Origin of the sequence: Acidovorax sp. (assembly GCF_046314175.1) — a bacterium.
Classification (GTDB): domain Bacteria; phylum Pseudomonadota; class Gammaproteobacteria; order Burkholderiales; family Burkholderiaceae_C; genus Acidovorax.
This window is the reverse complement of sequence record NZ_JBKBXG010000081.1, coordinates 1-23,188: the sequence shown is the minus strand read 5'-3', so window position 1 is coordinate 23,188 and position 23,188 is coordinate 1. Positions and strand designations below refer to the sequence as shown.

Annotated in this window: 24 protein-coding genes; 9 read left to right on the top strand and 15 right to left on the bottom strand. The window is 65.3% G+C overall.

The genetic code is table 11. The annotated features are described in order from the left end of the window. The 3 genes from ACK4OE_RS19780 to ACK4OE_RS19770 form a co-directional block, all read right to left on the bottom strand. Positions 1–446 (bottom strand): 4-carboxy-4-hydroxy-2-oxoadipate aldolase/oxaloacetate decarboxylase (locus ACK4OE_RS19780; protein ID WP_409887308.1); only part of this gene is annotated, 446 nt, incomplete at its 3' end. Position 447: 1 nt separating this feature from the next. After that, a complete protein-coding gene (locus ACK4OE_RS19775) occupies positions 448–1,482 on the bottom strand; it encodes an amidohydrolase family protein (protein ID WP_409887306.1) in 1,035 nt (344 codons plus the stop codon). A gap of 35 nt (positions 1,483–1,517) precedes the next feature. After that, on the bottom strand, positions 1,518–2,210 hold the full coding sequence (locus ACK4OE_RS19770; protein WP_409887304.1) for a substrate-binding domain-containing protein: 693 nt from the start codon (positions 2,208–2,210) through the stop codon (positions 1,518–1,520). Positions 2,211–2,383: 173 nt separating this feature from the next. On the opposite strand from ACK4OE_RS19770, the gene ACK4OE_RS19765 reads away from it, so the two are divergent. Next, positions 2,384–3,325: a LysR substrate-binding domain-containing protein gene (locus tag ACK4OE_RS19765; protein ID WP_409887302.1), complete on the top strand. Its 942-nt coding sequence runs from the start codon at positions 2,384–2,386 to the stop codon at positions 3,323–3,325. Positions 3,326–3,374: 49 nt separating this feature from the next. Here ACK4OE_RS19765 and ACK4OE_RS19760 read toward each other — a convergent pair whose 3' ends face one another. From ACK4OE_RS19760 to ACK4OE_RS19740, 5 genes are all read right to left on the bottom strand, one after another. Further along, a complete protein-coding gene (locus tag ACK4OE_RS19760) occupies positions 3,375–4,349 on the bottom strand; it encodes a Bug family tripartite tricarboxylate transporter substrate binding protein (RefSeq protein WP_409887300.1) in 975 nt (324 codons plus the stop codon). Between the two features lies 1 nt (position 4,350). After that, positions 4,351–5,667 carry a TRAP transporter large permease gene (locus ACK4OE_RS19755; protein WP_409887298.1) on the bottom strand — a complete coding sequence of 439 codons (1,317 nt, stop codon included), beginning with the start codon at positions 5,665–5,667 and terminating at the stop codon, positions 4,351–4,353. Continuing rightward, a complete protein-coding gene (locus ACK4OE_RS19750) occupies positions 5,667–6,185 on the bottom strand; it encodes a TRAP transporter small permease (RefSeq protein ID WP_409887296.1) in 519 nt (172 codons plus the stop codon). Before ACK4OE_RS19750 ends, ACK4OE_RS19755 begins: the two co-directional genes overlap by 1 nt. 126 nt (positions 6,186–6,311) lie before the next feature. Further along, positions 6,312–7,349, bottom strand: a complete 1,038-nt coding sequence (locus tag ACK4OE_RS19745; protein ID WP_409887294.1) for a TRAP transporter substrate-binding protein — start codon at positions 7,347–7,349, stop codon at positions 6,312–6,314. A 238-nt stretch (positions 7,350–7,587) separates the two neighbouring features. Beyond that, positions 7,588–8,373: a GntR family transcriptional regulator gene (locus tag ACK4OE_RS19740; protein ID WP_409887292.1), complete on the bottom strand. Its 786-nt coding sequence runs from the start codon at positions 8,371–8,373 to the stop codon at positions 7,588–7,590. Between the two features lie 223 nt (positions 8,374–8,596). Here ACK4OE_RS19740 and ACK4OE_RS19735 point away from each other — a divergent pair, with 223 nt between their 5' ends. Next, positions 8,597–9,652, top strand: coding sequence for a Rieske 2Fe-2S domain-containing protein (locus ACK4OE_RS19735; RefSeq protein ID WP_409887312.1), 1,056 nt, complete (start codon positions 8,597–8,599; stop codon positions 9,650–9,652). Continuing rightward, the gene (locus ACK4OE_RS19730; protein WP_409887290.1) at positions 9,649–10,614 is read left to right on the top strand and encodes a PDR/VanB family oxidoreductase; all 966 of its coding nucleotides are present in this window, start codon (positions 9,649–9,651) and stop codon (positions 10,612–10,614) included. Before ACK4OE_RS19735 ends, ACK4OE_RS19730 begins: the two co-directional genes overlap by 4 nt. A gap of 117 nt (positions 10,615–10,731) precedes the next feature. Here the strand turns inward: ACK4OE_RS19730 and ACK4OE_RS19725 are convergent, their stop codons facing one another. Then, positions 10,732–11,088 carry an HPF/RaiA family ribosome-associated protein gene (locus ACK4OE_RS19725; RefSeq protein WP_409887288.1) on the bottom strand — a complete coding sequence of 119 codons (357 nt, stop codon included), beginning with the start codon at positions 11,086–11,088 and terminating at the stop codon, positions 10,732–10,734. Positions 11,089–11,367: 279 nt separating this feature from the next. Here ACK4OE_RS19725 and ACK4OE_RS19720 point away from each other — a divergent pair, with 279 nt between their 5' ends. The 3 genes from ACK4OE_RS19720 (at position 11,368) to ACK4OE_RS19710 (ending at position 14,618) form a co-directional block, all read left to right on the top strand. Then, positions 11,368–12,243 (top strand): gamma-glutamyl-gamma-aminobutyrate hydrolase family protein, encoded by an 876-nt coding sequence (locus ACK4OE_RS19720; RefSeq protein WP_409887286.1) that lies wholly within the window; start codon positions 11,368–11,370, stop codon positions 12,241–12,243. 159 nt (positions 12,244–12,402) lie between these two features. Beyond that, positions 12,403–13,680 carry a putative DNA modification/repair radical SAM protein gene (locus ACK4OE_RS19715; RefSeq protein ID WP_409887284.1) on the top strand — a complete coding sequence of 426 codons (1,278 nt, stop codon included), beginning with the start codon at positions 12,403–12,405 and terminating at the stop codon, positions 13,678–13,680. Between the two features lie 53 nt (positions 13,681–13,733). Then, on the top strand, positions 13,734–14,618 hold the full coding sequence (locus ACK4OE_RS19710; protein ID WP_409887310.1) for a TIGR03915 family putative DNA repair protein: 885 nt from the start codon (positions 13,734–13,736) through the stop codon (positions 14,616–14,618). On the opposite strand, the gene ACK4OE_RS19705 is transcribed toward ACK4OE_RS19710, so the two are convergent. Further along, entirely contained in the window at positions 14,575–15,561 is a 987-nt protein-coding gene (locus ACK4OE_RS19705) for a pyridoxamine 5'-phosphate oxidase family protein (RefSeq protein WP_409887282.1), read from the bottom strand. The genes ACK4OE_RS19710 and ACK4OE_RS19705 overlap by 44 nt on opposite strands. Then, positions 15,558–16,199, bottom strand: coding sequence for a glutathione S-transferase family protein (locus tag ACK4OE_RS19700; RefSeq protein ID WP_409887280.1), 642 nt, complete (start codon positions 16,197–16,199; stop codon positions 15,558–15,560). Before ACK4OE_RS19700 ends, ACK4OE_RS19705 begins: the two co-directional genes overlap by 4 nt. 108 nt (positions 16,200–16,307) lie before the next feature. Here ACK4OE_RS19700 and ACK4OE_RS19695 point away from each other — a divergent pair, with 108 nt between their 5' ends. Both ACK4OE_RS19695 and ACK4OE_RS19690 read left to right on the top strand, forming a co-directional pair. Continuing rightward, positions 16,308–17,231 carry a LysR family transcriptional regulator gene (locus tag ACK4OE_RS19695; protein ID WP_409887278.1) on the top strand — a complete coding sequence of 308 codons (924 nt, stop codon included), beginning with the start codon at positions 16,308–16,310 and terminating at the stop codon, positions 17,229–17,231. Positions 17,232–17,423: 192 nt separating this feature from the next. Further along, positions 17,424–17,990 carry a PleD family two-component system response regulator gene (locus ACK4OE_RS19690; protein WP_409887276.1) on the top strand — a complete coding sequence of 189 codons (567 nt, stop codon included), beginning with the start codon at positions 17,424–17,426 and terminating at the stop codon, positions 17,988–17,990. Between the two features lie 123 nt (positions 17,991–18,113). Here the strand turns inward: ACK4OE_RS19690 and ACK4OE_RS19685 are convergent, their stop codons facing one another. The 3 genes from ACK4OE_RS19685 to ACK4OE_RS19675 form a co-directional block, all read right to left on the bottom strand. Then, positions 18,114–18,671, bottom strand: coding sequence for a prolyl hydroxylase family protein (locus ACK4OE_RS19685; protein ID WP_409887274.1), 558 nt, complete (start codon positions 18,669–18,671; stop codon positions 18,114–18,116). Positions 18,672–18,728: 57 nt separating this feature from the next. Further along, positions 18,729–19,202 carry a peptidylprolyl isomerase gene (locus ACK4OE_RS19680; RefSeq protein ID WP_409887272.1) on the bottom strand — a complete coding sequence of 158 codons (474 nt, stop codon included), beginning with the start codon at positions 19,200–19,202 and terminating at the stop codon, positions 18,729–18,731. Positions 19,203–19,332: 130 nt separating this feature from the next. After that, the gene (locus ACK4OE_RS19675; protein ID WP_409887270.1) at positions 19,333–20,415 is read right to left on the bottom strand and encodes a pirin family protein; all 1,083 of its coding nucleotides are present in this window, start codon (positions 20,413–20,415) and stop codon (positions 19,333–19,335) included. A gap of 461 nt (positions 20,416–20,876) precedes the next feature. On the opposite strand from ACK4OE_RS19675, the gene ACK4OE_RS19670 reads away from it, so the two are divergent. Beyond that, a complete protein-coding gene (locus tag ACK4OE_RS19670; protein ID WP_409887268.1) occupies positions 20,877–22,493 on the top strand; it encodes a methyl-accepting chemotaxis protein in 1,617 nt (538 codons plus the stop codon). Positions 22,494–22,613: 120 nt separating this feature from the next. On the opposite strand, the gene ACK4OE_RS19665 is transcribed toward ACK4OE_RS19670, so the two are convergent. Then, a partial coding sequence (locus ACK4OE_RS19665; RefSeq protein ID WP_409887266.1) for a helix-turn-helix transcriptional regulator occupies positions 22,614–23,188 on the bottom strand: 575 nt, incomplete at its 5' end.

Sequence of the window (23,188 nt, the reverse complement as noted above, 5' to 3'; positions counted from 1 at the left end):
ACCGAGCCCAGCGTGGCCTTGATGGTGCCCTTGCTGCTGATGGCGCGGCTCCACACGGGGAAGTTCATTTCCTGCAGCGTCTTCACGTCGCGCACACCGGCGTCGATGATGAGCGCGCGGGCGCCGCGCGACTGGAAGGATGTGGCCAGCAAGTCGCCGAAGTAACCATCGGTGCATTCGGAGGTGACCGCCGCCACCACGATGTCGCCGGGCTGGATCTGCTCGGCGGCCACATGCATCATCCAGTTGTCGCCCGGCTGCAGCAGCACGGTGACTGCGGTGCCGCTGACCTGCTGGCCGCTGTAGATGGGGCGCATGTAGGGCTTGAGCAGGCCCACGCGGCCCATGGCCTCGTGCACGGTGGCTGAGCCCAATGCTGCCAGGCCATCGGCGGCTGCGCGGTCGGCGCGGGTGATGTTGCGGTAGACAACGCCTAGTTGAAACATGTCAGAGCCCCTTTGCCTTCAGGCGTGAATCGAGTCGGGAGAACACCCGGCGCACGTTGCCTTCATAAACCTGGTGCTTGTCTTCTGCACTCAGGATCTTGCTGGCTTCGATGTAGCGCTTGGTGTCGTCGTAGTAGTTGCCGGTGGTGGGGTCGATGCCGCGCACCGCGCCAATCATTTCGCTGGCGAACAGCACGTTCTTGACCGGGATCACGGTGTTGAGCAAATCGATGCCGGGCTGGTGGTACACGCAGGTGTCAAAAAACACGTTGTTCATCAGGTGGTCGTCGAGCAGCGGCTTTTTCATCTCCTGCGCCAGGCCACGGAACCGGCCCCAGTGGTAGGGCACGGCACCACCGCCGTGCGGGATCAAAAACTTGAGCGTGGGGAAGTCCTTGAACAGGTCGCCCTGGATCAGCTGCATGAAGGCCGTGGTGTCGGCGTTCAGGTAGTGCGCGCCCGTGGTGTGAAAGCACGCGTTGCAGCTGGTGCTCACGTGGATCATGGCGGGCAAGTCGTACTCCACCATCTTTTCGTAGATGGGGTACCAGTGCTTGTCGGTCAGCGGCGGGCTGGTCCAGTGGCCGCCCGATGGATCGGGGTTGAGGTTGATGCCCACGGCGCCGTATTCATGCACGCACTTTTCCAGCTCGGGGATGCAGGTGGCTGGATCAACACCGGGCGACTGCGGCAGCATGGCCACGGGCACGAAGTGGTCGGGGAACAGCGTGGAGACGCGGTAGCACAGCTCGTTGCAGATGGCGGCCCAGGTGCTGGACACGTTGAAGTCGCCGATGTGGTGGGCCATGAAGCTCGCGCGCGGGCTGAACAGCGTGATGTCGCTGCCGCGCTCTTTCATCAGCTTGAGCTGGTTGGTCTCAATGGACTCGCGCAGCTCGTCGTCGCTGATGTGCAGATCTGCCACCTTGGGCATGGCCGCCGGGTCTTTGATGCCGGCGATCTGCGCATTGCGCCAGTTCTCCAGCGCCTTAGGGGCCGTGGTGTAGTGACCGTGGCAGTCGATGATGAGGCTCATGGGTTGATGCTCCTGGAAGGTGTTCTTGTGATCGGTCAGGCGGGCTCCATGCCCTGCTTGCGTTTGGCTTCTTCTGCGGCTGGGGAGGCCAGGTAGGCCAGCAACGCACGCGCTGCATCCGCCTGTTGCGACAACGCGCTGATGCCTGCTGAAAACGTGGTGGTGATCTGGATGGCGGGCGGCAGCGGGCCCACGATCTGGATGCCCTGCACATGCAACAGCTCGCTCAGCTGTTGAAAGCCCAGGGCCACTTCGCCCTTGGCCACCAGCGAGCCCACCGGTACGCCGGGAGGCGCCTGCACCATGCGCGGGGCAATCTGCTCGGCAATGCCCCAGCGCTCGAACAATTTGGCCAGCGCCACACCGCTGGGGCCGGTGGACAGGCTGATGCTGGGCGCGGCCAGCACGGCCTGGCGCACCGCGTCTTCTGTGCTGATGTCGGGCAGCCGCGCGCCCGCAGGCACAGCCACGGCCACGCCGGAGTGCACCCAGTCCACCTTGCTGCCGGGCAGCAGGTGGCCTGCGGCAAGCAGCTTGTCAATGGCATCCGACGCAAGGATGACCACGTCGAAGACCTCACCCGCCGCCACGCGCTTGGCAGCGTCCACACCGCCCACCGATTCGATGGCGGCCAGCGTGCCCGATTGCTGCGCAAACCCGGCCACCAGATCGGCCAGCACCTGGCGCGTGGCCATCGACGAGATGCCGCGAATTTCTGGCGGGGTCATGTTTTGGTGTCTCCATCAGGGCTCTGCGTGGCCCCGTCAGTGCTTACGGTGAAATCCATTGCACTGATTGTGGGCAGCGCGGGCCCAAACAAGAAGTCGGCACCGGCACTACCAGATATATCATTCCGTGATCGTTGACTTGGAGCTATTGCAAATAGCAGAGAACATTCCCCATGGACCTCAAGCAGATCGAATACTTTGTGCGCGTGGCCGAGCTGGGTAGTTTTACCCGCGCCTCGGTGGTGCTGGACATTGCCCAGCCCGCCCTGAGCCGCCAGGTGCGCCTGCTGGAGGTGGAGCTGCGCCAGAACCTGCTGGTGCGCAACGGCCGGGGTGCCACGCCCACCGAAGCGGGCAAGCTGCTGCTGGAGCATGGGCGCGGCATCCTGCACCAGGTGGAGCGCGCGCGCGAGGAGCTGGGCCGCGTGCGCGGCGGGCTCGCCGGGCGTGTGGCCATTGGCCTTCCGCCCAGCATTGCCAAGGTGCTGACAGTGCCACTGACCCGCGCGTTCCGCGTCAAGTTGCCCGACGCAGCGCTGGCCATCAGCGAGGGGTTATCGGTGGCCATGCGCGAGTCGCTGACCACCGGCCTGCTGGACATTGCGCTGCTGTACAACACCGCCCCAGCGCCGGGCATCGAGATCACGGCGCTGCTGGAAGAAGACCTGTTTCTGGTGCAGCGCCGCCCCGCAGGCCAGACGGATGCCGAAGCCGATGCGCTGGCGCGCGAGCCCGTGTCGCTGGACGAGCTGACACGATTTCCGCTGGTGATCCCCACCCGTCCCAACTCGATCCGCATGCTGGTGGAATCCGAACTGGCGGCCCGCGGCAAGCGTCCGCAGATCAGCCTGGAGATCGATGGCGTGGCCGCCATCCTGGACCTGGTGGCCGATGGCGCGGGCTGCGCCGTGTTGCCCATGAATGCCGTCACCACGTCGGGCAAGCCCGAAGTGTTCAGCACCCGGCCTTTGCAAGGCGTCAACAGCGGTGAGGATGACGGCAGCACCCGGTTGCGCAGCAAGCTGTTTCTGGCGGTAAGTTCGCAGCGCCCGGCCACACTCACGCAGCAAGCCATGGCGGAGCTGATCCGCACCACGCTGCAGGCGCTGTATTGAAGCCCCTGCAGCACCGACTGACGACTGCAGAGCCCCAACGCCCGCCCAGTCACTGCGTCAGAATGCCCGCGCGCTCGATCACGGCGCGCCAGCGGTCGATGTCGGTCTTGAGCAGCGCTGCCGCCTGCTGAGGTGTTGATGCGCGCGGCTCCACGTTGAGTGCCCGCAATTGCTGCTGCACGGCAGGTGTCGCCAGCACGGCCACCAGCTCGCGCTGCAGACGGTCGACCACCGCGCGCGGCGTGCGCGCGGGCACGGCTAGCGCGTTCCACGATGACGCTACAAACCCCTGAACACCCGATTCCACCGCCGTGGGCACATCGGGCAACACCGCAGAACGCCGCTCGCCCGTCACCGCAAGCACCCGCAACGCCCCGGCGCGCACCTGGGGCAATGCAGAGCCCAAAATTTCGACACCCGCATCGACCTGGCGGCCCCGCAGCGCCGTGATGAGTGCGGGCGTGCCGTTGAACGGCACCACCTGCGCGTCGATACCAGCACTGCTTTTGAACAGCTCCGCCGCGAGGTGCTGTGTGCTGCCCATGTTGATGCTGCCGACATTGAGCTGGCCTGGGTGGGCACGCGCATGCGCCAGAAACTGGGCCAGCGTGCGGTGGGGCGAATCGGCAGGCACCAGTACGGCGATGTCGAAAGTGCCCAGCGTGCTGACGGGCGTGAAGTCGGCCACGGTGTCGTAAGGCAGCGTTTTGAAAAGACTCGCCGTGACCGCCGTGCCGTTGGACATGAGGAGCAGCGTGTGCCCGTCTGGCTCGGCACGCGCTACGGTATCTGCGGCCACCACACCACCCGCACCCGGCCGGTTGTCGATGACCACCGGCTGGCCCAGACGCCCGGCCAGCCCCGCCGCCACCGCGCGCGCCGTGAGGTCGCCGACGCCACCGGCGGCAAAGGGCACGACGACGCGCAGTACCCTGTTTGGAAACGCGGGCTGCGCGTGGCCTCGCAGCGAAGTCAGCGCCCAGGATGCCGCCGCCGCAGTGACCAAGACGCTGCGGCGGTGCATGTCAAAAGCGCAAGACGAAGACCACGATGCTCGGGAACGCCACCAGGATCGCGGTGCGAATGAAGTCGCTGGCCACAAACGGCATGATGGCGCGGTAGGTAGCAGTGATGGGCACGTCCTTGGCCATGCTGTTGATCACGAAAAGGTTCATGCCCACGGGCGGCGTGATGAGGCCTACCTCGACCACGATGAGCACCAAGATGCCGAACCAGATGGCGAACTCTTCGGGCGTGAGGCCAAAGTCCAGCGCCGTGACGATGGGGAAGAACACCGGAATGGTCAGCAAGATCATGGACAGCGAGTCCATGAAGCAGCCGAGCACCACATAGATCACCAGGATGGAAACGAGCACCACCATCGGGCTCAGGCCCGAACCAGCCACCATCTGCGCGGCCTCTTGCGGCAATTGCGATAGCGCCAGGAAGGTGTTGTAGACGCCTGCACCCAGCACGATCATGAAGATCATGCCGGTAGCCACAGCGGTGCCCATCACGGCGCCCACCAGTGTCTTGCGGTTCAGCCCGCCCGACATCCAGGCGGCCACGCCCGTGCCAAACGCGCCTACGGCAGCGCCTTCGGTGGGTGTGAAGAAGCCGAGGTAGATACCGCCCACCACCGCCACAAAGATCAGCATCACGGGCCAGACCTTGGCTGTGGCCTTCCAGCGCTCGGCCATGGGCATCGGGGGCTTGGAGCCCATCTCCTTGGGACGCAGCCGGGCATACAGCGCGATCACGATGACGTAGCCAATCGCGGCCATGATGCCCGGCACAAACGCGGCCAAAAAGAGCTTGGCAATGTTCTGCTCGGTCAGGATGGCGTAGATCACCAGCACCACCGACGGCGGAATCAGGATGCCCAACGTGCCACCGGCGGCCAGCGTGGCTGTGGAGATGCCGCCTGCGTAACCCGCCTTTTTCAGTTCTGGCAAGGCCACCTGCCCCATGGTGGCAGCAGTGGCCAGCGACGAGCCGCAGATGGCGCCAAAGCCCGCGCAGGCACCCACGGCTGCCATGGCCACGCCACCTTTGCGGTGGCCAATCCATGCCTCGGCCGCCTTGAACAGCGCCTGCGACAAACCGCCCAGCGCCGCAAACTGCCCCATCAGCAGAAACAGCGGAATGACCGACAACGAGTAGCTGGAGAACGTGCTGTACGTGACCTGCTTGAGCTGGTTGAGCACGGGCGCTGTGGTGCCGTACACCAGCCACGCACCCACTAGGCCGCAGACCAGCATGGCCAGGCCAATGGGGATGCGGACAAAAATCAGAAACAGCAGGATCGGGAACGACCAGGCCGCAAGTTCAACGCCGCTCATCAGTGCACTCCCGCTTCGGTGGTCCAGCCTTCTGGCTCTTTGCCCAGGCCAAACAGGGTGGCGGTGCGCGCAATGTAGGCCAGGCAGCCGATGACCGCGCCCACCAGGCAGGCGGCATAGGCCCACCACAGGGGCATGGCCAGAATGAAGGTGGTTTCCATGTATTGTTTTTTCTCGACCATGCCCTCGTAGAGCTTCCAGGTCAGGATGAGCCAGACCGCCAGCATCAGCAGGTCGCTGACCATGACCACCGCACGTTTCGCCCACGCGGGCAGGTGCATGTACAAAAGGTCTACCGTGGCGTGGCCGCCTTTGAGGTACGTCCAGGGCAGAAAGAAAAGCACCGCCACAGCCGTCCCCATCTCTACCAGTTCAAAGTCGCCGGGCACCGGGCCCAGACCGAGGCCAATCAATGCCCGACCCGAGATGCTGGCCACGATCATAACGGTGAGCGCGACCAGCACGATGCCGCCCACAATGGCCGACCAGCGGGCCAGCCGGTAGATGAATGCAATCATGCGAAATTCTTCCTGCAGGGAGCCGAGGTGAGGGAGATTTTCCGTCAATCCCTGCACCGTCGGCGCAATAAAAAGCCGCCCCTGAAACCATGTTCACAAGGACGGCCGGGGGCCACAAGGGCCGATTTACTTGCTGTGTTTGGCGATCAGCGCACGGGCTTCGGCAGCCAGCTTGGCACCATCGATGCCCTTGGCTTTGACTTCGTTGATCCAGTCGGTTTCCACCGTGGCGGCCGTACGGCGCCAGCGTTGTGTCTCGACCAGGTCCAGCGCCACGATGTTGTTCTTGGCGCGCTCGGCGATGCCCCGGCCTACCTTGTCGCCCTCGTCCATGACGCGGCCAAACATGGCGGCGGCTTCCACGCCAGAGTTCTTGTCGATCACGGCCTTGAGGTCGGCGGGCAGCTTGTCATAGCTGGCCTTGTTCATCGAGAACGCAAAGGTCTGCGTATACAGGCCCTCGTTGCCTGCAAAGGTGGTGTGGTTCTTCACCAGTTCGGTCACCTTGAGCGACGGCGTGACTTCCCATGGGATGGTGGTGCCGTCGATCACACCCTTGGACAGCGCTTCGGTCACGGCTGGCACGGGCATGCCCACCGGCGTGGCGCCCAGCTTGGTCAACATGTTGTTGATGATGCGCGAGCCGCCGCGCACCTTCATGCCGCGCAGGCTTTCGAGACCCGTCACCGGAGTCTTGGTGTGGAACAGGCCAGGGCCGTGGGTGTGCACCGCAATCAGCTTGACATCCTTGAACTCTTCGGGGGCAAACTTCTCGACGTATTCGTGAATGGCGCGCGAGGAGGCTTCGGCGTTGCCGCTCATGAAGGGCAGCTCAAACACTTCGGTCTTGGGAAAACGGCCGGGCGTGTAGCCGAGCACCGTCCAGGTGAAGTCGACCACGCCATCGCGGGCCTGGTCAAACAGCTGTGGCGGTGCGCCACCCAGCTGCATGGCATGGAACAGTTGCACCTTGATCTTGCCGCCCGAATCGGCTTCGACCTTCTGGGCCCAGGGCACCAGCGCCTTGGCGGGAATGGTGGCCTGCGGCGGCAGCATCTGGTGCAGCCGCAGCGTCACGGTCTGGGCCGTAGCGGTGGTGGCCATGGTGGCCAGGGCTACCGCCCCCATCGCCGCGAGGGCTGTGCGTCGCTTCAGGAAGGTCATTGTCTTGTCTCCGGTCTGTCTGTAGGTATCCGTGCCGCGGTTCGCGGGGTGCCTGCGGGCACGGCTTGCGGGATCGTCAGGCCCCCAAACTGTGCATGGGGTGGCGCCCACATGCCAGTTCTATGGCGGACTTTCAGCTATGCCGTAATGTTATGAAACCGGTGAAACCCTCAGAATCGGATGCGTCGGCATGCGCCGACAGCGATGCGACAGGTTTTGAGAGCAGCCCAGACGCCGTTCAGCCGCGCCGAATCAGCGTGAGCGCGGGCATGTCGGCATGCACCCGCCCGCTGGCATAGCCTGACAGCGCGGCGCGCAGGTTGCGCTGCGCCAGGCGGGAATGCTCGCGCATGATGGCCTCGGCCCGCGCGCCTTCGTGGTGCTCGATGGCGTCCAGCAGCTGGTGGTGCTGGTCTTGCGCCACCACCAGCAGGTCGCGCGCCTGGGGGGAATGGGTCTGCACCATCACAAACGCCGACGGCGATGCAAACGGCAGGCCCTTGACGCGCTCCAGCTCGCGCGCCACCACTTCGCTGCCCACCATGCGGCCCAGCAGCACATGAAACTGCGCGTTCAGTGCCACATAGCGTGAAAAGCCCTCGTCATCCAGCGCAGGGGGCGCCAGCGTGGCGTCGATGGCCGCAAGGCATGCGTGGGCTTCTGCCATCACCTCCGGGGCCACACCCCGCTCTGCCGCAAGCCGTGCGGCCAGCCCCTCCAGCGTGCCGCGCAGCGCGATGGCGTCGGCCACATCGGTCTCTGAAAACGTGCGCACCGCGTAGCCCCCGCCTGCCAGGCGCTGCAGCAACCCCTCCTGCTCCAGCAGCATCAGCGCAGCGCGGATGGGCGTGCGCGACACCCCCAGCTTCTCGACGATGGTCAGCTCGGCAATGCGGGCACCGCCAGGCAGTTCGCCCGCCAGGATCATTTCGCGCAGGCGCAGTTGTGCCTTGACGGACTGCGACGCGCCAGCTTCCGCGGCGTCGCCTGGGTTGGCGTCTGCCAGTGTGGGTTCGGTGGGCATGGCCGGAATGTATACAGGAAACCCAACCAACGCCATATCATCCGTTTAAAAATGAATACAAAACAGCAACTTACGCGCTATGCCGCCATGCGATAGCTGATTTGTCCGAATTTTCTGTATACATCGATGGGCGCTTTTAGCAAAATGCGTGCAGCACACGATTGTGAGCCGCTACGCCAGCGAGCCTGCAACGACCTTCCACCCCACGGAGAGAGACACCGCCATGTATCCCAAGAACACCTGGTACGTCGCCTGCACGCCCGACGAGATTGCCGACAAGCCCCTGGGCCGCACCATCTGCGGCGAGAAGATCGTCTTCTACCGCCCCGCGCCTGACCAGGTCGCCGCGCTGGACGACTTCTGCCCGCACCGGGGCGCCCCGCTGTCGCTGGGCACAGTCTGCGAAGGCCACCTGCAGTGCGGCTACCACGGCCTGCGGGTGGAATGCACCGGCAAGTCGATGTCCATGCCCGGGCAGCGCGTGCAAGGCTTCCCCAAGACGCGCAGCTTTCCGGTGGTGGAGCGCTACGGCTTCATCTGGGTGTGGCCCGGCGATGCCGCGCAGGCCGATCCCGCCACCATCCACCACCTGCCCTGGGCCAACAACCCCGAATGGGCCTACGGCGGCGGTCTGTACCACATTGCCTGCGACTACCGCCTGATGATCGACAACCTGATGGACCTGACGCACGAGACCTACGTGCACTCCACCAGCATCGGCCAAAAGGAAATCGACGAGGTGCCCTGCAAGACCCGCGTGGAAGGCGACGAGGTCATCACCAGCCGCTTCATGGAAGGCATCGAGGCACCGCCGTTCTGGAAGATGGCGCTGCGCATGAACGGCCTGCCCGACGACCAGCCGGTGGACCGCTGGCAGATCTGCCACTTCACGCCCCCGAGCCATGTGCTGATCGAAGTGGGCGTGGCGCTGGCGGGCAACGGCGGCTACGACGCGCCGGCCGACAAGAAGGCATCGAGCATCGTGGTGGACTTCATCACGCCGGAGACGGACACATCCATCCACTACTTCTGGGGCATGGCGCGCAACTTTAAGCCGCAAGACCCCTCTCTGACCACGCAGATCCGAGACGGCCAGGGCAACATCTTTGCCGAAGACCAGGACATACTGGAACAGCAGCAGCAGAACCTGCTGCGTTACCCCGACCGCAAGCTGCTCATGCTGAACATCGACGCAGGCGGCGTGCAGTCGCGCAAGATCCTGGACCGCATCATCGCGGCCGAGCAGGCCGCCACTGCACCCCAGGCGGTGGCTGCATGACCGCGCAGGAAACGATCCAGGTCCGCGTCGTCAAAAAACAGGCCGAGGCCGAGGGAATCGCCAGCTTTGAGCTGGCACGCGTGGACGGCGCCGCGCTGCCCCCGTTCAGCGCCGGCTCGCACATCGACGTGCACCTGCCCGGTGGACTGACCCGCCAATACTCACTGTGCAACGCCTCGCACGAATCACACCGCTACCGCATCGCCGTACTGCGCGACCCTGCCTCACGCGGCGGTTCGGTGGCCATGCACGACAGCGTGCACGAAGGCGACGTGATCACCATCAGCACGCCGCGCAACCACTTTGCGCTGCACCCGGCGCGACGCACCGTGCTGCTGGCGGGCGGCATTGGCGTCACGCCGCTGCTGTGCATGGCCGACCGGCTGGCGCGCACCGGTGCCGACTTTGCGCTGCACTACTGCACACGCTCTGCCGAACGCACGGCGTTTGCTGCCGAGATCGCCGCATCGGCCATGGCACCCCACACGCACTTCCACTTTGATGCAGGCGCGCCCGAACAGAAACTCGACCTGGCCGCCGTGCTGGCGGCGCCGGGCCCAGACCAACGCGTGTACGTGTGTGGCCCTGCAGGCTTCATCGACCATGTGGTGACCACCGCCAAAGCCATGGGCTGGGCGCCGGACCACATTCACCTCGAATATTTCGGTGCGCCTGCGCAGGACACCTCGGGCGACCAAGGCTTTGAAGTGCGCATTGCCAGCACCGGCAAGGTGTATGCGATTGCGCCGGATGTGTCGGTGGTGGAGGCCCTGCGCAGTGAGGGCATCGACATCCTCACCTCGTGCGAGCAAGGCGTGTGTGGCACCTGCCTTACCCGCGTGCTGGAGGGCGAGGTGGACCACCGCGACATGTACCTGACCGATGAGGAAAAGGCCGCCAACGAGCAGTTCATGCCCTGCTGCTCGCGTGCACGCAGCAAACTGCTTGTCCTGGATCTCTGAACAAAAAAAGGCCTTGCAGCCACCACGGCTACAAGGCCCTTTTTTTAACCAATACTATAGATTTAATAGCTGCCAGCGCATATCCATCAAGCGCTAGCAGCCAATTTGACTAAAAATTTATTCCTCCGCTGCCGTCGCCGTGCGGATGGTGTCGCGGCCATGGCGGTCTTTCACGCGGCCCAGGTCTGTGTCCAGCGCGCGGGCCAGTTTGTCGGCGGCGCCGATGAACGCGTTGGCCATCTTGTCGGCCTCATCGGTCACGGTGACAGGCTGGCGGCCGGTGACACGCGCCTCGATGCGGCAGCGTTTGTCGTTGGCGCCGGACTTGCCCGCATCCAGATCGGTCAGAAACACCTCCAGACGCGTGATGTGGTCCTGAAAGCGCGACAGGCGGCTCTTGGACTCGTCCGTGATCCATTGCGCCAGGGACTCGCCGCCGTGGATGTGGTCATCGGTGTTGACTTGTACTTGCATGGAGTTGCTCCTTGATGAGGGTTCCGAGAGGACCACCGCCCGCCCATGGGGCCGGTACGGCAGTCCCGCGAACCCCCATGGTCGCACCTTTGGCGCGCTGTCCGGTAAGAACCTGTTAGTTGCCGGGTCTTGCTGCAGCAGGGGTTGGTGGGGCCGAACCCCGTGCCACCAGCGCTGCACGGCCCCTTCCTACACGCGGGTTTACGGCGCGGTGCTACAAAGAGGCATCCCCCTGCATTGCAAATCAGGCGCATTCATTGCGCCCACGGAGCCCCTCACATGCCCGCAGCCCGCCGCCTCAAGATTGGTTTGTCCGCCTGTTTTCAGCACGCCGACCCCGCCCGCCCGCTTTTCACGGGCAAGACCCTGCAGTACGTGGAGCAGTCCATCGCGCACTGGATCATGTCGGCCGGTGCCATGGTGGTGATGGTGCCCTGCCCCACGGGCGAGACGGCACGTGGCGACGTGACGCTGGCGCACTACGCCGACTGGCTGGACGGCGTTGTGATGCACGGTGGCGCCGATGTATGGCCGGGCAACTACGGCGAAGAGCCGCTGCGCGAGGAATGGGTAGGTGACCGGGTGCGCGACCTGTACGACTTGGCCGTGGTCAAGGCCTTTGCCGAAGTGGGCAAGCCCATCTTTGGTGTGTGCCGAGGCCTGCAGCTGATCAACGTGGCGTTCGGCGGCGCGCTGTACCAGGACATCGAAACACAGCACCCCGGCGCGCAACAGCACCGCAACGCCAGCACCTACGACCAGCATTTCCACGACATCCAGATTGTTCCCGAATCGCACCTGGCCAAGCTGTACCCCGACACGCCGCGCGCGCGGGTCAACAGCATCCATCACCAGGGCATCAAGCGCGTGGCGCCGGATTTTGTGGTCGAGGCGCTGAGCGAACCCGACGGCGTACCCGAGGCCATCCGCCTGCAACCGGCCCCGGGGCGCGGCTACATCGCCGCCACGCAGTGGCACCCCGAGTTCCACAAAACCGGGTCCGACACGCTGGACGACACCGCCATCCTGGAAGATTTTCTGAACGCGTGTGAGCTGGCCAAAGCCAACCCGCGCGTACTCGCACGCCACCCGTCTTCGCCCCTGCGCGAGCGCGCATCGCGGCTGCTGCGCCGGGCGCTGGCCAGGCAGCCCTGAGCGATCAAACGTCTGGCACCGCGGCATCTGAATTTTTAGTATTTTTGGCCTCTAGCGCTTATCTATCAAGCGCTGATAGCTATCAAATGTGAATCACTGTCATCCCGTTGCTTGACCCCTGAAGGGTGTCGGGCATGCCATTTACTGTAAATTCATCCAGTGAATTTACAGTCCAAACTCGCCATCCTGGCCGACGCTGCCAAGTACGACGCCTCGTGTGCATCGAGCGGCGCCACGCAGCGCGACTCGGTGGGCGGGCGGGGCATGGGCTCTACCGAGGGCATGGGCATTTGCCACAGCTATGCGCCGGACGGGCGCTGCATCTCGCTGCTCAAGATTTTGCTCACCAACTTCTGCCAGTACGACTGCCTGTACTGCGTGAATCGCGTGAGTAGCAATGTTCAGCGCGCACGGTTTGCGGTGGACGAGGTGGTGCAACTCACGCTCGACTTTTACCGCCGCAACTGCATCGAGGGGCTGTTCTTGTCGAGCGGCATCATCCAGAGCCCCGACTACACGATGGAGCAGGTGGTGGAGGTGGCCCGCGTGCTGCGCGAGGAGCACGACTTTCGCGGCTATATCCACCTCAAGACCATTCCCGACGCATCGCCCGAACTGATGGAGAGCGCGGGCCGCTATGCCGACCGCCTGTCCATCAACATCGAGCTGCCAACCGCCGAGGGCCTCAAAGCGCTGGCGCCCGAGAAGGACAGCGCCGCCATCGACCGCTCCATGGCACGCATGGCCCTCCACATTGGCGAATCGCGCGCCGCGCGCAAGGAACAGGCCGCGCAGGCCATCGTATCCATGCCGCAGTCGCGAACCACCCGCCGCGCCAGCGTGCCGCACTTTGCGCCCGGCGGGCAGAGCACGCAGATGATCGTGGGCGCCGATGCCACCAGCGACCGCACCATCCTGGCCACCAGCGCGCGGCTGTATGGCGTGCACCGGCTGCGGCGCGTGTACTACTCGGCCTTCAGCCCCATCCCCGACGCGGCGCGCGCGCTGCCGCTCATTGCCCCGCCCACGGTGCGCGAGCATCGGCTGTACCAGGCCGACTGGCTGATGCGCTTTTACGGCTTTGCGCATGAAGAAATCGTGCCTCCCAGCCAAGGCGGCATGCTGGCGCTGGACATGGACCCCAAACTGGCCTGGGCCATTGCGCACCGCGAGCGTTTTCCCGTCAACCTGAACACCGCCCCGCGCGAGCTGCTGCTGCGCGTGCCCGGCTTTGGCGTGCAGACCGTGGACCGCCTGCTGGCCGCGCGCCGCGTACGCCGCCTGCGGCATGCCGACCTGGCGCGGCTGCATGTGCCGCTGAAGAAGGTGCTTCCGTTTGTGGAGGCCGCCGATTACCGCCCCGGGCGCGCGCTGGACGCCACCGATCTGGCTGCGCAGTTGGCGCCGCCACCGTTGCAGCGCGGGCTGTTCGACTGAAGCCGATGTCACACCCCGCGCCCCTCGACTCACCCCTCCTCGCACCCTACGCTGTGCAGCGCCAAAGCGTCACGCTGGCGCACCCCACCGACTGGCCCGGCTTTCGCCGTGCTGCCCGCGCGCTGGTGCAGGCCGGGGTGTTGCCCGAGCAGGTGGACTGGTTTACCGCTGGCGACGCAGCCGGCGACCTGTTTGCCAGCATCGACAGCGAACCCGCAGTGACGCCGTCGCCGCCCGGATGGGCCGCCCTGCCCGCCACACACCCCGCGCCCCAAGTGCCCCCCGACTTTGTGCGCCTGTGCGAGCAGCTCATCTTGCACCGCGACCCCGCGCGTTTTGCGTTGATGTACCGCCTGCTCTGGCGCATGACCCAGCACCCCGACCTGCGCCACGACCCGTTGGACGCCGACCGCATGCAGGCCCACCACATGGCCCGAGCGGTGGCGCGCGACAAACACAAGATGCATGCGTTTGTGCGCTTTCGCCCCGTGATGCAACCCGATGGGCAGACAGTGCACATGGCCTGGTTCGAGCCCGACCACTTCATCACAGAAGCCAATGCGGGCTTCTTCATTCGGCGCTTTACGCAGATGCACTGGGCCATCCTCACGCCCGATGCCTGTGTGCGCTGGGACGGCAAAGCGCTGCACACCAGCCCCGGCGCACAGCGCAGCGACGCGCCACCGCCCGACGCGGGCGAGGCGCTGTGGCTCACCTACTACCGCCACATCTTCAACCCCGCGCGTCTCAAGCTGAACATGATGAAAAAAGAGATGCCCACGCGCTACTGGCACAACCTGCCCGAGGCCGCGCTGATCAGCGAACTGACCCAGACCGCACATGAGCGCAGTGCGCGCATGGTGGAGGCCGACGCCACCGTGCCGCGCCGCCGCATCAACCCGGTGGCGCAGCGGCCCCGGGACGACGCAGCGCATTGAACTGCGGCGCTGCCACGGGCGGTGTCCACCGCCACGGCAACACACCGGGCCGCCACAGCGCGCGTTGCACCGTGAGCTGCAGCACCCGCTGCGCACCCGGCCAGGGCGCACGCGCCGCGTCGTCCCACAGCAGCTCGGCCCGCGCGGCAATGTGCAGCAGGCCGCCGCCTTCGTAGTCCACCACCAGCAGGCCCGCCAGCGGGTGCAGCGCCAGGTTGCCCAACGTGTTGAAGAACTGGTTGCCGGGGTAGTCGGGCAGGCGCAGCACCACACCGTGCACGGTGGGCTCGGCGTGCACAAAGCCGGGCTCGCCGCCCCGGTGCGAAACGTCCACGCCTTCGCTCTGCGCACCGCCCTGCTGCGCGGCCGAGGCGCTGGCGATGAACAGCGTGTCGGCCTGCTGGATGCGGGCCAGCGCCTGCGCATCCAGCGCCGGGCCCAGCAACTGCACGGGCCCGGGCGGCGTAACCGCAGCGCGCAGGCCCGGCTCGCGCGCCTGGATGTATTTGGGGCAGTTGCCAAAACTTTGCACCACGGCAATCGAAAAACCTGCATCACTGAAAGCAGCCACTTTCCCATTCATGCGGTTGCGGCGGCGGGTGTGGGGCTCCAGCCCCAGCACGCCCACCGGGGCGCCGGGCGACAACCGGCTCAACACGGGGTCCGCAACTTCGGGCACGGTGGCAATGTCCATCTGCTGCGCATCGGGCGTGTACACAAACCCGGGCGGACCAGCCAGCATGGTCGCCCAGGGCTGGCCCTGGTCGTCCAGCGCGCCCAGCAGCAAGGTGGGCAGCTTCTCGAACAGCTCACGGTGCTGGTCGGGCATGTGGTCGCGCATCACCAGCGGGCCGATGGCGGCCATGCGCTCGCGCAGGCCCACACGCTGCTGCAGCGCCTGCTCGCCTGTGTGGAAGGCGTCGGCGACCGCGGCGGTAGTCATGCGGCCACCGGGGTGGCTGGGGCCAGCGTGTCGGCCAGTGGCACATAGCCGGGCAGCGCCTGCAGCCGTGCCACCCAGGCGGCAATGCGCGGGTACGCCGCCAGCGGCAGCCCGGCGATGTGCGCCTGCGAGGTGTAGCTGACCATGGCGATGTCGGCCAGGCTGGGTTCTGCGCCGCCCAGCAGCCACACGCGGCCCTGCAGTTCGCTCTCCATGTAGTTCAGCAGGCGCTTGCCGGTGGCCTGCGCGGCCTCGCTGATGGGGCGGCCGCACAGGGCGGCAAACCGCGGCGCCGCAATGCCCGGCGCCAACCAGCCCGCCGCCAGGCTGAACCAGCGCTGCAACTGCGCCAGGCCCTCTGCGTCCTGCGGCATCCAGGCACTGCCGGGGGCATAGCGCTTCGCCAAGTACACCAGGATTGCGTTGCTGTCGCTGTGCACCAGGCCCGCATCCACCAGCACTGGCACCTGAGCGAGCGGATTGAGCGCCAGAAACTCTGCGCGCTGGTGTTCGCCCTGCAGCAGGTTCACGTTGATCAATTGGTATGGCAGCCCCAGCAGGGACAGCAGCAGTTCAACGCGGTGGCAGTGGCCCGAGATGGGCATGCGATACAGCTGAAGCGGGGTGGTCGGGGCCATGGCGAAAGTCCTTTTGAGCGTCTGAGGAAAGAAGACTCGACCTTATCTATTGCGCCACTTGGCGTTAATAGCCATAGTGCAGCTTTCAAAATTGCACGAGTCGAAACAATGGACCACCTCGACACCCTGCGTTGTTTTGTGGCCGTGGCCGATGCGAGTGGCTTTGCGGTAGCAGGGCGGCGCCTGGGCTGCTCGGCGGCGGCCGTCACGCGCGCCATTGCGGCGCTGGAGGCGCGGCTCGGTGTGCTGCTGTTTCAGCGCAGCACACGCATGGTGCGGCTGACCGAGGCGGGCGAGCGCTTTCTAGCCGATTGCCGCCCCATCCTTAGCGATCTGCACGAGGCGGAGCAGGCTGCGAGTGGCGCGCAGGCCGAGGCGCAGGGGCTGCTGTCCATCACCGCACCGCAGATGTTCGGCATCCAGCATGTGGCGCCCATCGTGCAAGGCTTTGTACAGGCGCAGCCACGGGTGCAGGTGCGCACGCTGTTCGTCAACCGGCTGGTGCATTTGCTGGACGAAGGCATGGACGTGGCCATCCGCATTGCGCACCTGCCGGATTCGGGCCTGACCGCCGTGCAGGTGGGCGCGCTGCGGCGGCTGGTGGTGGCCTCGCCCGCCTACCTGGCGAAACACGGAGAGCCCATGCACCCGGATGATTTGAGCGCGCACCGGGCCATTGGCTTCTCGTTCGACGCACGTGCGCCCACGCCGTGGAAGTTCAAGGACGGCGCCACGGGCCAGCCGCATTTTGCGTGGATCAGCAACAGCAACGAGGTGGACATCGCCGCCGCCGAAGCAGGCCTGGGCTTGACGCGTTGCCTGGCCTACCAGGCCGCCGCCAGCCTGCGCGCAGGGCGCCTGCGCATCGTGCTGGCCGACCACGAACTGCCGCCCGTGCCCGTGCACATCGTGTACCCGGCGGGGCGGCGGGCGCCCGCCAAAGTGCGCGCTTTTGTGGAATGGGCGAGCGTGCGGCTGGCGGCAGAACCCGTGCTGCGCGGGCGTGGGCTGGTGCGCGGCGGTAGGCGTTGACTGGCAATTTTTGAGTGTTTTTGGCCTCTAGCGCTTATCCAATAAGCGCTAGCAGCTATCAATTTTGAAAATCAAACCCCATTCCTGCCAGCAGAGTGTGCTCGCCTGCAGAACGACGCCTTCGGGCAGGAAAGCCGCATCTGGGATACTTGCACCCCGTTGAACGACGCCAGTAAGAAACGAGACAGCACCATGAGCATCTTCGACCGGCTTTTGGGCAGCATGCGCAGGCCGACGGACCGACCCGAAGCCACCCCGGCAGCGCCCGCTGCGCCCGTGGAGCGGCGCCAGCGCAAACGCGTCAACGCGCGCAAAGGCATCAAGGTGCTGATCATCGACGACTCGCCAACCGTCGTGGCCGTGCTGCGCAAGGCGCTGCGCTCGGCAGGCTATGACACCCGCGAAGCCCTGGACGCCGAGCAGGGGCTGGCGCTGATCGCCCAGGACCCGCCCGAACTGATATTCCTGGACATCATCCTGCCCGGCATGAACGGGTTCAACGCGCTGCGCGCCATCCGCAAAATGCCCGAATGGCAGCACATCCCGGTGATCATGATCAGCGGCAACGAGCACGCCACCGAGCAGTTCTATGCCAACCGCATCGGCGCGGACGATTTCATGAAGAAACCGTTCTCGCGCCATGAGATTTTTGCCCGCATCGAGATGCTGCTCGACGGGCAGTTGATCCCGCGGCGAAGGAGTGAAGCTGTGTCAACAGCCATGTCGACAAACCCTGGGGTTCCGCCAGCCGCGCCTTAGCGCACAAGTGGATTGCGACTACAGCAGATGCTGCGCGGGCTCACAGAGCGGACGCCGTGGCCTTCAAGATCGATGCGAAGAACAGGGGATGGCGACAGTGCTGGAGGCTCTGCAACGTGCTCTCTATGCAGCCGCTGCATCGCCAGGGCCGTAGAGCACATCAGACCGAAGCACGTACTTGGTGCCTTCGGTGACAGCAGTGCCTTCGTGCCAAGTGTCATGGATGAAAAGTAAGGCAGAACCCGTGCATGGCTCGACCGTGAATTCCCGAAAACTGGTGTCTCCGCCTGAAAACCCTTCATTGAGGTACACCAGCAATGTGAGCTGGCTGGTAAGACCCGCCTCGGTCCACGGGCCATCCTTGTGCATCTTGAATCGCTGACCCGGCGAGTATTTGTAGAACCGCAGATCTTTGGGCAGTCCCTTCGCCACCTCGGCCCCGATGGCCGGCAACGCTACCTGCGTCAACCGCTGCGAAAGCAGCGAGACCCAATGCGGTGACTCCACCAGCACGCGCTCGTTGTTGCGCACCCCGGGCATGGCCTTGGGACCGCCACTGGTACGCACGCCAGCGGTGCTGAAACCACCCGCCTCCGCCAACCCAATCAGCTCAGTGCACTCAGATGCCAAAAGAAAGTCATGCAGCGAGAACGCCCGGTCGGAATGCCTAATCAGTCGCATCAGTTTTACCCCTACATAGCTCGGTGCGGTGTGGCCCTGGTTTACGTACTGCGCAACTCAATGCTGGTGCCCATGCGCCCCATGCACATGCCGGTGAGCGATTTCTTCTGCGCTCGCAGCGCGCACTTCGGTGACCTTGCAGCTGAACTTCAGCGCCTGCCCTGCCAGCGGGTGGTTGCCGTCCAGGTGCACTTCGGGGCCCTTGATCTTGACGACGTTGAACACGGCGGGCTGGCCGTCGCTGCCCACGCCCTGCAGCTGGCCGCCGACCTTCACACCTGGGGGGAACTCGGACTTGGGGATGGTGCGCACCAGGCTTTCGTCACGGGCGCCGAACGCGTCTTCCACGGCCAGATCCAGCGCGGTGCTGAAGCCGACAGCCTGGCCTTCCAGCGCGGTTTCGACCTTGGCGAAGATGTTTTCGTAGCCGCCGTGCAGGTACGACAGGCTGCCGCCGTCCAGCGGCTTGCCTGCGGGCGTGGTGACTTTGTAGGTGATGGTGACGGCGGAGTCTTTGGTGATGGTGGCCATGGTGCTGCTTGCGTTTTCAGACGGTGAAAGAAACAGCGCAGTTTGACGGGCATTGCACCCGCTGCTGCGCGATCAAAACCCCGAATTGTCCACGAGGCGCGATGCGCCTGCCGCGCGCCCCGTGGACGGGTTATTCGCCAAAGGCAGCTTCTGCCGGGCGCTCTTCGTCCGTCTGCCCCGGATACCGCGCAAACCGCCGTGCCTCGGTGCCATGCACCGGGTCCTGCTCGGCCCAAGGCCAGCCGCCGAACTGGGTGCGGCGGTAGTCGTTCATAGCCTGCATGATCTCGGCCTGCGTGTTCATCACAAACGGGCCATACTGCGCCACTGGCTCGCCAATGGGTCGGCCCTGCAGCACCAGGCATTCGACGGCGGTGGGGCCAGTGTTGGTCAGCACCCAGTCCTCGGTGGCGCGCACCTCCAGCGCCGCATGGCGGTCCACGTCCTGCGGGCCCACGCGCAGGCTGTCGCCGACGAAGAAATACAGCATGCGCTGCGTGTTCTCCCCCTTTGCCGCGGGCAGTGTCCATTCGGCGCCTGGCTCCAGGTGCAGCGTCCAGATGGCCACGTCGCCTTCGGGCTGCGAGGCCCAGGACTCGGGCGGCGGCGCCAGCGGGTCGGGCGCGCCGGGCAGCCCACCGGCCACCACCGTCACCGTGGTGGCGCGGCCGGCGACGTCGTGGTGCACCAGGCGCGGGATGCGCTCGTTCCACAGCATGGTGAAGTGCGGCTCCACCATCTTGCTCTTGGCGGGCAGGTTCAGCCAGATCTGGAACAGCTCCAGCGGATTGGACTCGGTGGCATTGAGCAGCGGGAACATCTCGGAATGCACGATGCCCTTGCCGGCCGTGACCCACTGCACATCGCCGCCGCCAAAACGCGCGGCAGCGCCTAGCGAATCGGAATGGTCAATCAGCCCCTTGCGCACCAGCGTCACCGTCTCGAACCCCCGGTGCGGGTGGCCCGGAAAGCCTGGCACCGTGTCACCGTGGTACATGCTCCAGCCGTCCTTGCCGCTGAAGTCACTGCCGATCTGGCGGTCTTCAATAGGCACGGCCGGGCCGAACGCAGCATTGCCTGCGGGGTAGGCGTCGTCGTGGTGGGCGCAGAAGAGAAACGGGTCGAGCGTGGGCCACTGCGGTCCCAGCAACTGGGCCCGCACGATGGGCACCAGGGCGGTGGATGCAGTAGCAGCAGGTGTGGACGACGACATACGGGGGCTCCTCGTGTTGTGTACCGCCACTATCGGGTGGTATGCCAGTGGAATATGGTGCCAATGGTGCCTGAGCAAAAGTGCTGCCAGTGGAACAGTGCGGTGCGGCGGGCAGGACAGTGGGGGGGCTTTGGTATCTTGATAGCGCCCGGCCTTCATGCCACACAGTTATTAATCAAAAACCTGCGCGACGTGAATTTGAACCAGCAGGCAGGCCTCGGTAATCCACACCCCCGCCGACTAACGCCCGGCAATATGTAACGGCACTCAAAGTCCCCGGTCTGGAGCAGCTGTCGAAGTTGACCTACAGCGAACGCGCACCTCGCAAAAGACAATTCACATCTTGGTACATCGAGTAACAAACAGGCCAGCGGGTTTGTTTTGTGCCGGGCCAGATTGAAAACAGATTGTTAACTCCCTCCGGTGAGTCGCCAGTACCTTTTTGGCGCTCATCTCCCCACATGAACTTCCACCGTAAAACCGTCACCCAGAAACTGACGATCGCATTTTCCGTGCTCATCGCCATATTGATCGGAGTCTCCATCCTGTCCCTGCGCAGCCTTAGCGGCGCCCAGGACGAGTTCCAGAACCTAGTAAACAACGAGTTCCACCGGGGTGGCCTGGCGCGCGATATGCAAGAAGCCGCCAATGCGCGCGCCATCGCCGCCCGCAACCTGATCCTGCTTGCAAGCCCGGACGACATCCAGGCCGAAACAATCGCCGTCAATGCCGCACACGAGCGCGTTCAGGAGCGCATGGCGCTGCTCAAGCGCGCGCTGGCAGACTCCCAAACGGCTCAGGCGGCAGAGCGGGACCTGTTCCAGAAGCTCGAATCCATTGAAGGCCGCTACGGCCCAGTGGCACTCGATATCGTGGCGCTAGCACTGGCCGGCAAAAAAGACGACGCCACCGCCAAGATGAACGCCGAATGCCAGCCCTTGCTGAAACAGCTGATCGGGACCACGTCGCAGTACACGCAGTTCATCACCGCATCGGGCGAGCAGGAGATCCGCAGCGCCGCCGACAAATACCAGACCAAGCGACTCACACTCATCGCCTCGGCCATCGCGGCCATCCTGGCGGCCATCGGTCTGGCCACGTTGATCAACCGCAGCCTGATGCGGTCGCTGGGCGCCGACCCAGTGCAGCTCAGTGCCGCCGCGCGGCGAGTGGCGTCGGGTGACCTGGGCCCCGTGCCCGGCTGCACCGCAGCACCTGCCAACAGCGTGCTGGCCTCGCTGGGCGAGATGCAGACCGCCCTGGCCGACATCGTGGGCCGCGTACGTTTGTCCGCCACCGCGATCGAATCGGGTTCGCACGAGATCGCCACCGGCAACACCGACCTGTCGCATCGCACCGAGCAGCAAGCCCGCAGCCTGCAGCAAAGCGCGGCGTCAATGGAAGAGATGACGGCCACGGTGCAGCAAAACTCGGACACCGCGCAGCAGGCCAGCCAGCTCGCATCGGCTGCCCGTGCGGCCGCAGAACACGGCGGCACGGTGGTGGCCCAGGTGGTCACCACCATGAACGACATCACCACCAGCTCGCGCCGCATTGGCGACATCATCAGCGTGATCGACGGCATTGCCTTCCAGACCAACATCCTGGCGCTGAACGCTGCGGTGGAAGCCGCCCGCGCAGGCGAACAAGGGCGTGGTTTTGCGGTGGTGGCGGGAGAAGTGCGCACGCTGGCTCAGCGCAGCGCACAGTCGGCCAAAGAGATCAAGTCGCTCATCGAAGCCAGCGTGCACAAGGTAGAGACCGGCTCCACACTGGTGACTACCGCGGGCTCGGCCATGACCGAGATCGTGGGCGAGGTCAAACGCGTGGCCGACCTGATTGGCGAGATCAGCGCCGCCACGCGCGAGCAAAGCACCGGCATCGGCCACATCGGCAGCGCCGTGGCGCAACTGGACCAGTCCACGCAGCAGAACGCCGCACTGGTCGAGCAGATGGCGGCCGCCGCCAACACGCTCAATCAACAGGCCCACGGGCTGGTGGAGTCGGTGGCTGTGTTCCGGGTGGGCAACGGGGCGGGCGCACACTGGCATCCCGGCGGCGCGCTGCTGGGCGCGTGAGTGATGGGCGACGGGCGAGTCGCCTTGTGCAGCCCGGAATTTCAAGTGTTTTAGTGCTCTATCGCTTATGCAAAAAGCGCTGATCGCTATTGAATCAATAGCGATCGGAAAAGATAGTCGTCACGGCGCAGACACGCCATACAGGCGCGCAGTGGCCCGCACCCGCTCCACCAGCGCTCGGCGCAAGGCTGCAGGCCGCAGCACCGCCACCTGCGGCGACAACCGCATGAGTTGCCCACAGGCGTGTTCCACCGATTCGATGGGAATGGTCACGGCCACGCGCCCGTCCTTGCGGCGGGGCGGCGGGGCCGCAGCCACCGCGCGGGCCACGGCGCTGCTGAGCGCGCGCAGGCCCTTGAGCCCGGCCGGTGTGGCCAGCAGGGCCGCCTCGCCGGTGTAAATCCCTGATTCAAAGCGCTGGATGGACTGCGCCCAATAACCGGCCAGGTCAAACCGGGCCGGGCGGCGCGCGGCGGAGGCGAGCGCCGTGGCCGCCAGGATGCTGGACACGCGGTAGGTGCGCGGCCCACGACCCGGACCCACGGCACGACCCGCATCATCCGCCGCGCCTACCGGCCCTGCCACCAGGTACCAGACACCCGCCTTGAGCACCAGCCCCAGCGGGCTCACCGTACGCTCCACCGTGTCGGCCCAGCTCTCGTAGCGCATCGCGATCTGGTGACCGCTCCACACCG

Bases quoted from the DNA above. Each gene is read 5' to 3' on its own strand.
- ACK4OE_RS19775 (WP_409887306.1), bottom strand. From the start codon at position 1,482: ATGAGCCTCATCATCGACTGCCACGGTCACTACACCACGGCCCCTAAG.
- ACK4OE_RS19770 (WP_409887304.1), bottom strand. From the start codon at position 2,210: ATGACCCCGCCAGAAATTCGCGGCATCTCGTCGATGGCCACGCGCCAG.
- ACK4OE_RS19765 (WP_409887302.1), top strand. From the start codon at position 2,384: ATGGACCTCAAGCAGATCGAATACTTTGTGCGCGTGGCCGAGCTGGGT.
- ACK4OE_RS19760 (WP_409887300.1), bottom strand. From the start codon at position 4,349: ATGCACCGCCGCAGCGTCTTGGTCACTGCGGCGGCGGCATCCTGGGCG.
- ACK4OE_RS19755 (WP_409887298.1), bottom strand. From the start codon at position 5,667: ATGAGCGGCGTTGAACTTGCGGCCTGGTCGTTCCCGATCCTGCTGTTT.
- ACK4OE_RS19750 (WP_409887296.1), bottom strand. From the start codon at position 6,185: ATGATTGCATTCATCTACCGGCTGGCCCGCTGGTCGGCCATTGTGGGC.
- ACK4OE_RS19745 (WP_409887294.1), bottom strand. From the start codon at position 7,349: ATGACCTTCCTGAAGCGACGCACAGCCCTCGCGGCGATGGGGGCGGTA.
- ACK4OE_RS19740 (WP_409887292.1), bottom strand. From the start codon at position 8,373: ATGCCCACCGAACCCACACTGGCAGACGCCAACCCAGGCGACGCCGCG.
- ACK4OE_RS19735 (WP_409887312.1), top strand. From the start codon at position 8,597: ATGTATCCCAAGAACACCTGGTACGTCGCCTGCACGCCCGACGAGATT.
- ACK4OE_RS19730 (WP_409887290.1), top strand. From the start codon at position 9,649: ATGACCGCGCAGGAAACGATCCAGGTCCGCGTCGTCAAAAAACAGGCC.
- ACK4OE_RS19725 (WP_409887288.1), bottom strand. From the start codon at position 11,088: ATGCAAGTACAAGTCAACACCGATGACCACATCCACGGCGGCGAGTCC.
- ACK4OE_RS19720 (WP_409887286.1), top strand. From the start codon at position 11,368: ATGCCCGCAGCCCGCCGCCTCAAGATTGGTTTGTCCGCCTGTTTTCAG.
- ACK4OE_RS19705 (WP_409887282.1), bottom strand. From the start codon at position 15,561: ATGACTACCGCCGCGGTCGCCGACGCCTTCCACACAGGCGAGCAGGCG.
- ACK4OE_RS19700 (WP_409887280.1), bottom strand. From the start codon at position 16,199: ATGGCCCCGACCACCCCGCTTCAGCTGTATCGCATGCCCATCTCGGGC.
- ACK4OE_RS19695 (WP_409887278.1), top strand. From the start codon at position 16,308: ATGGACCACCTCGACACCCTGCGTTGTTTTGTGGCCGTGGCCGATGCG.
- ACK4OE_RS19690 (WP_409887276.1), top strand. From the start codon at position 17,424: ATGAGCATCTTCGACCGGCTTTTGGGCAGCATGCGCAGGCCGACGGAC.
- ACK4OE_RS19685 (WP_409887274.1), bottom strand. From the start codon at position 18,671: ATGCGACTGATTAGGCATTCCGACCGGGCGTTCTCGCTGCATGACTTT.
- ACK4OE_RS19680 (WP_409887272.1), bottom strand. From the start codon at position 19,202: ATGGCCACCATCACCAAAGACTCCGCCGTCACCATCACCTACAAAGTC.
- ACK4OE_RS19675 (WP_409887270.1), bottom strand. From the start codon at position 20,415: ATGTCGTCGTCCACACCTGCTGCTACTGCATCCACCGCCCTGGTGCCC.
- ACK4OE_RS19670 (WP_409887268.1), top strand. From the start codon at position 20,877: ATGAACTTCCACCGTAAAACCGTCACCCAGAAACTGACGATCGCATTT.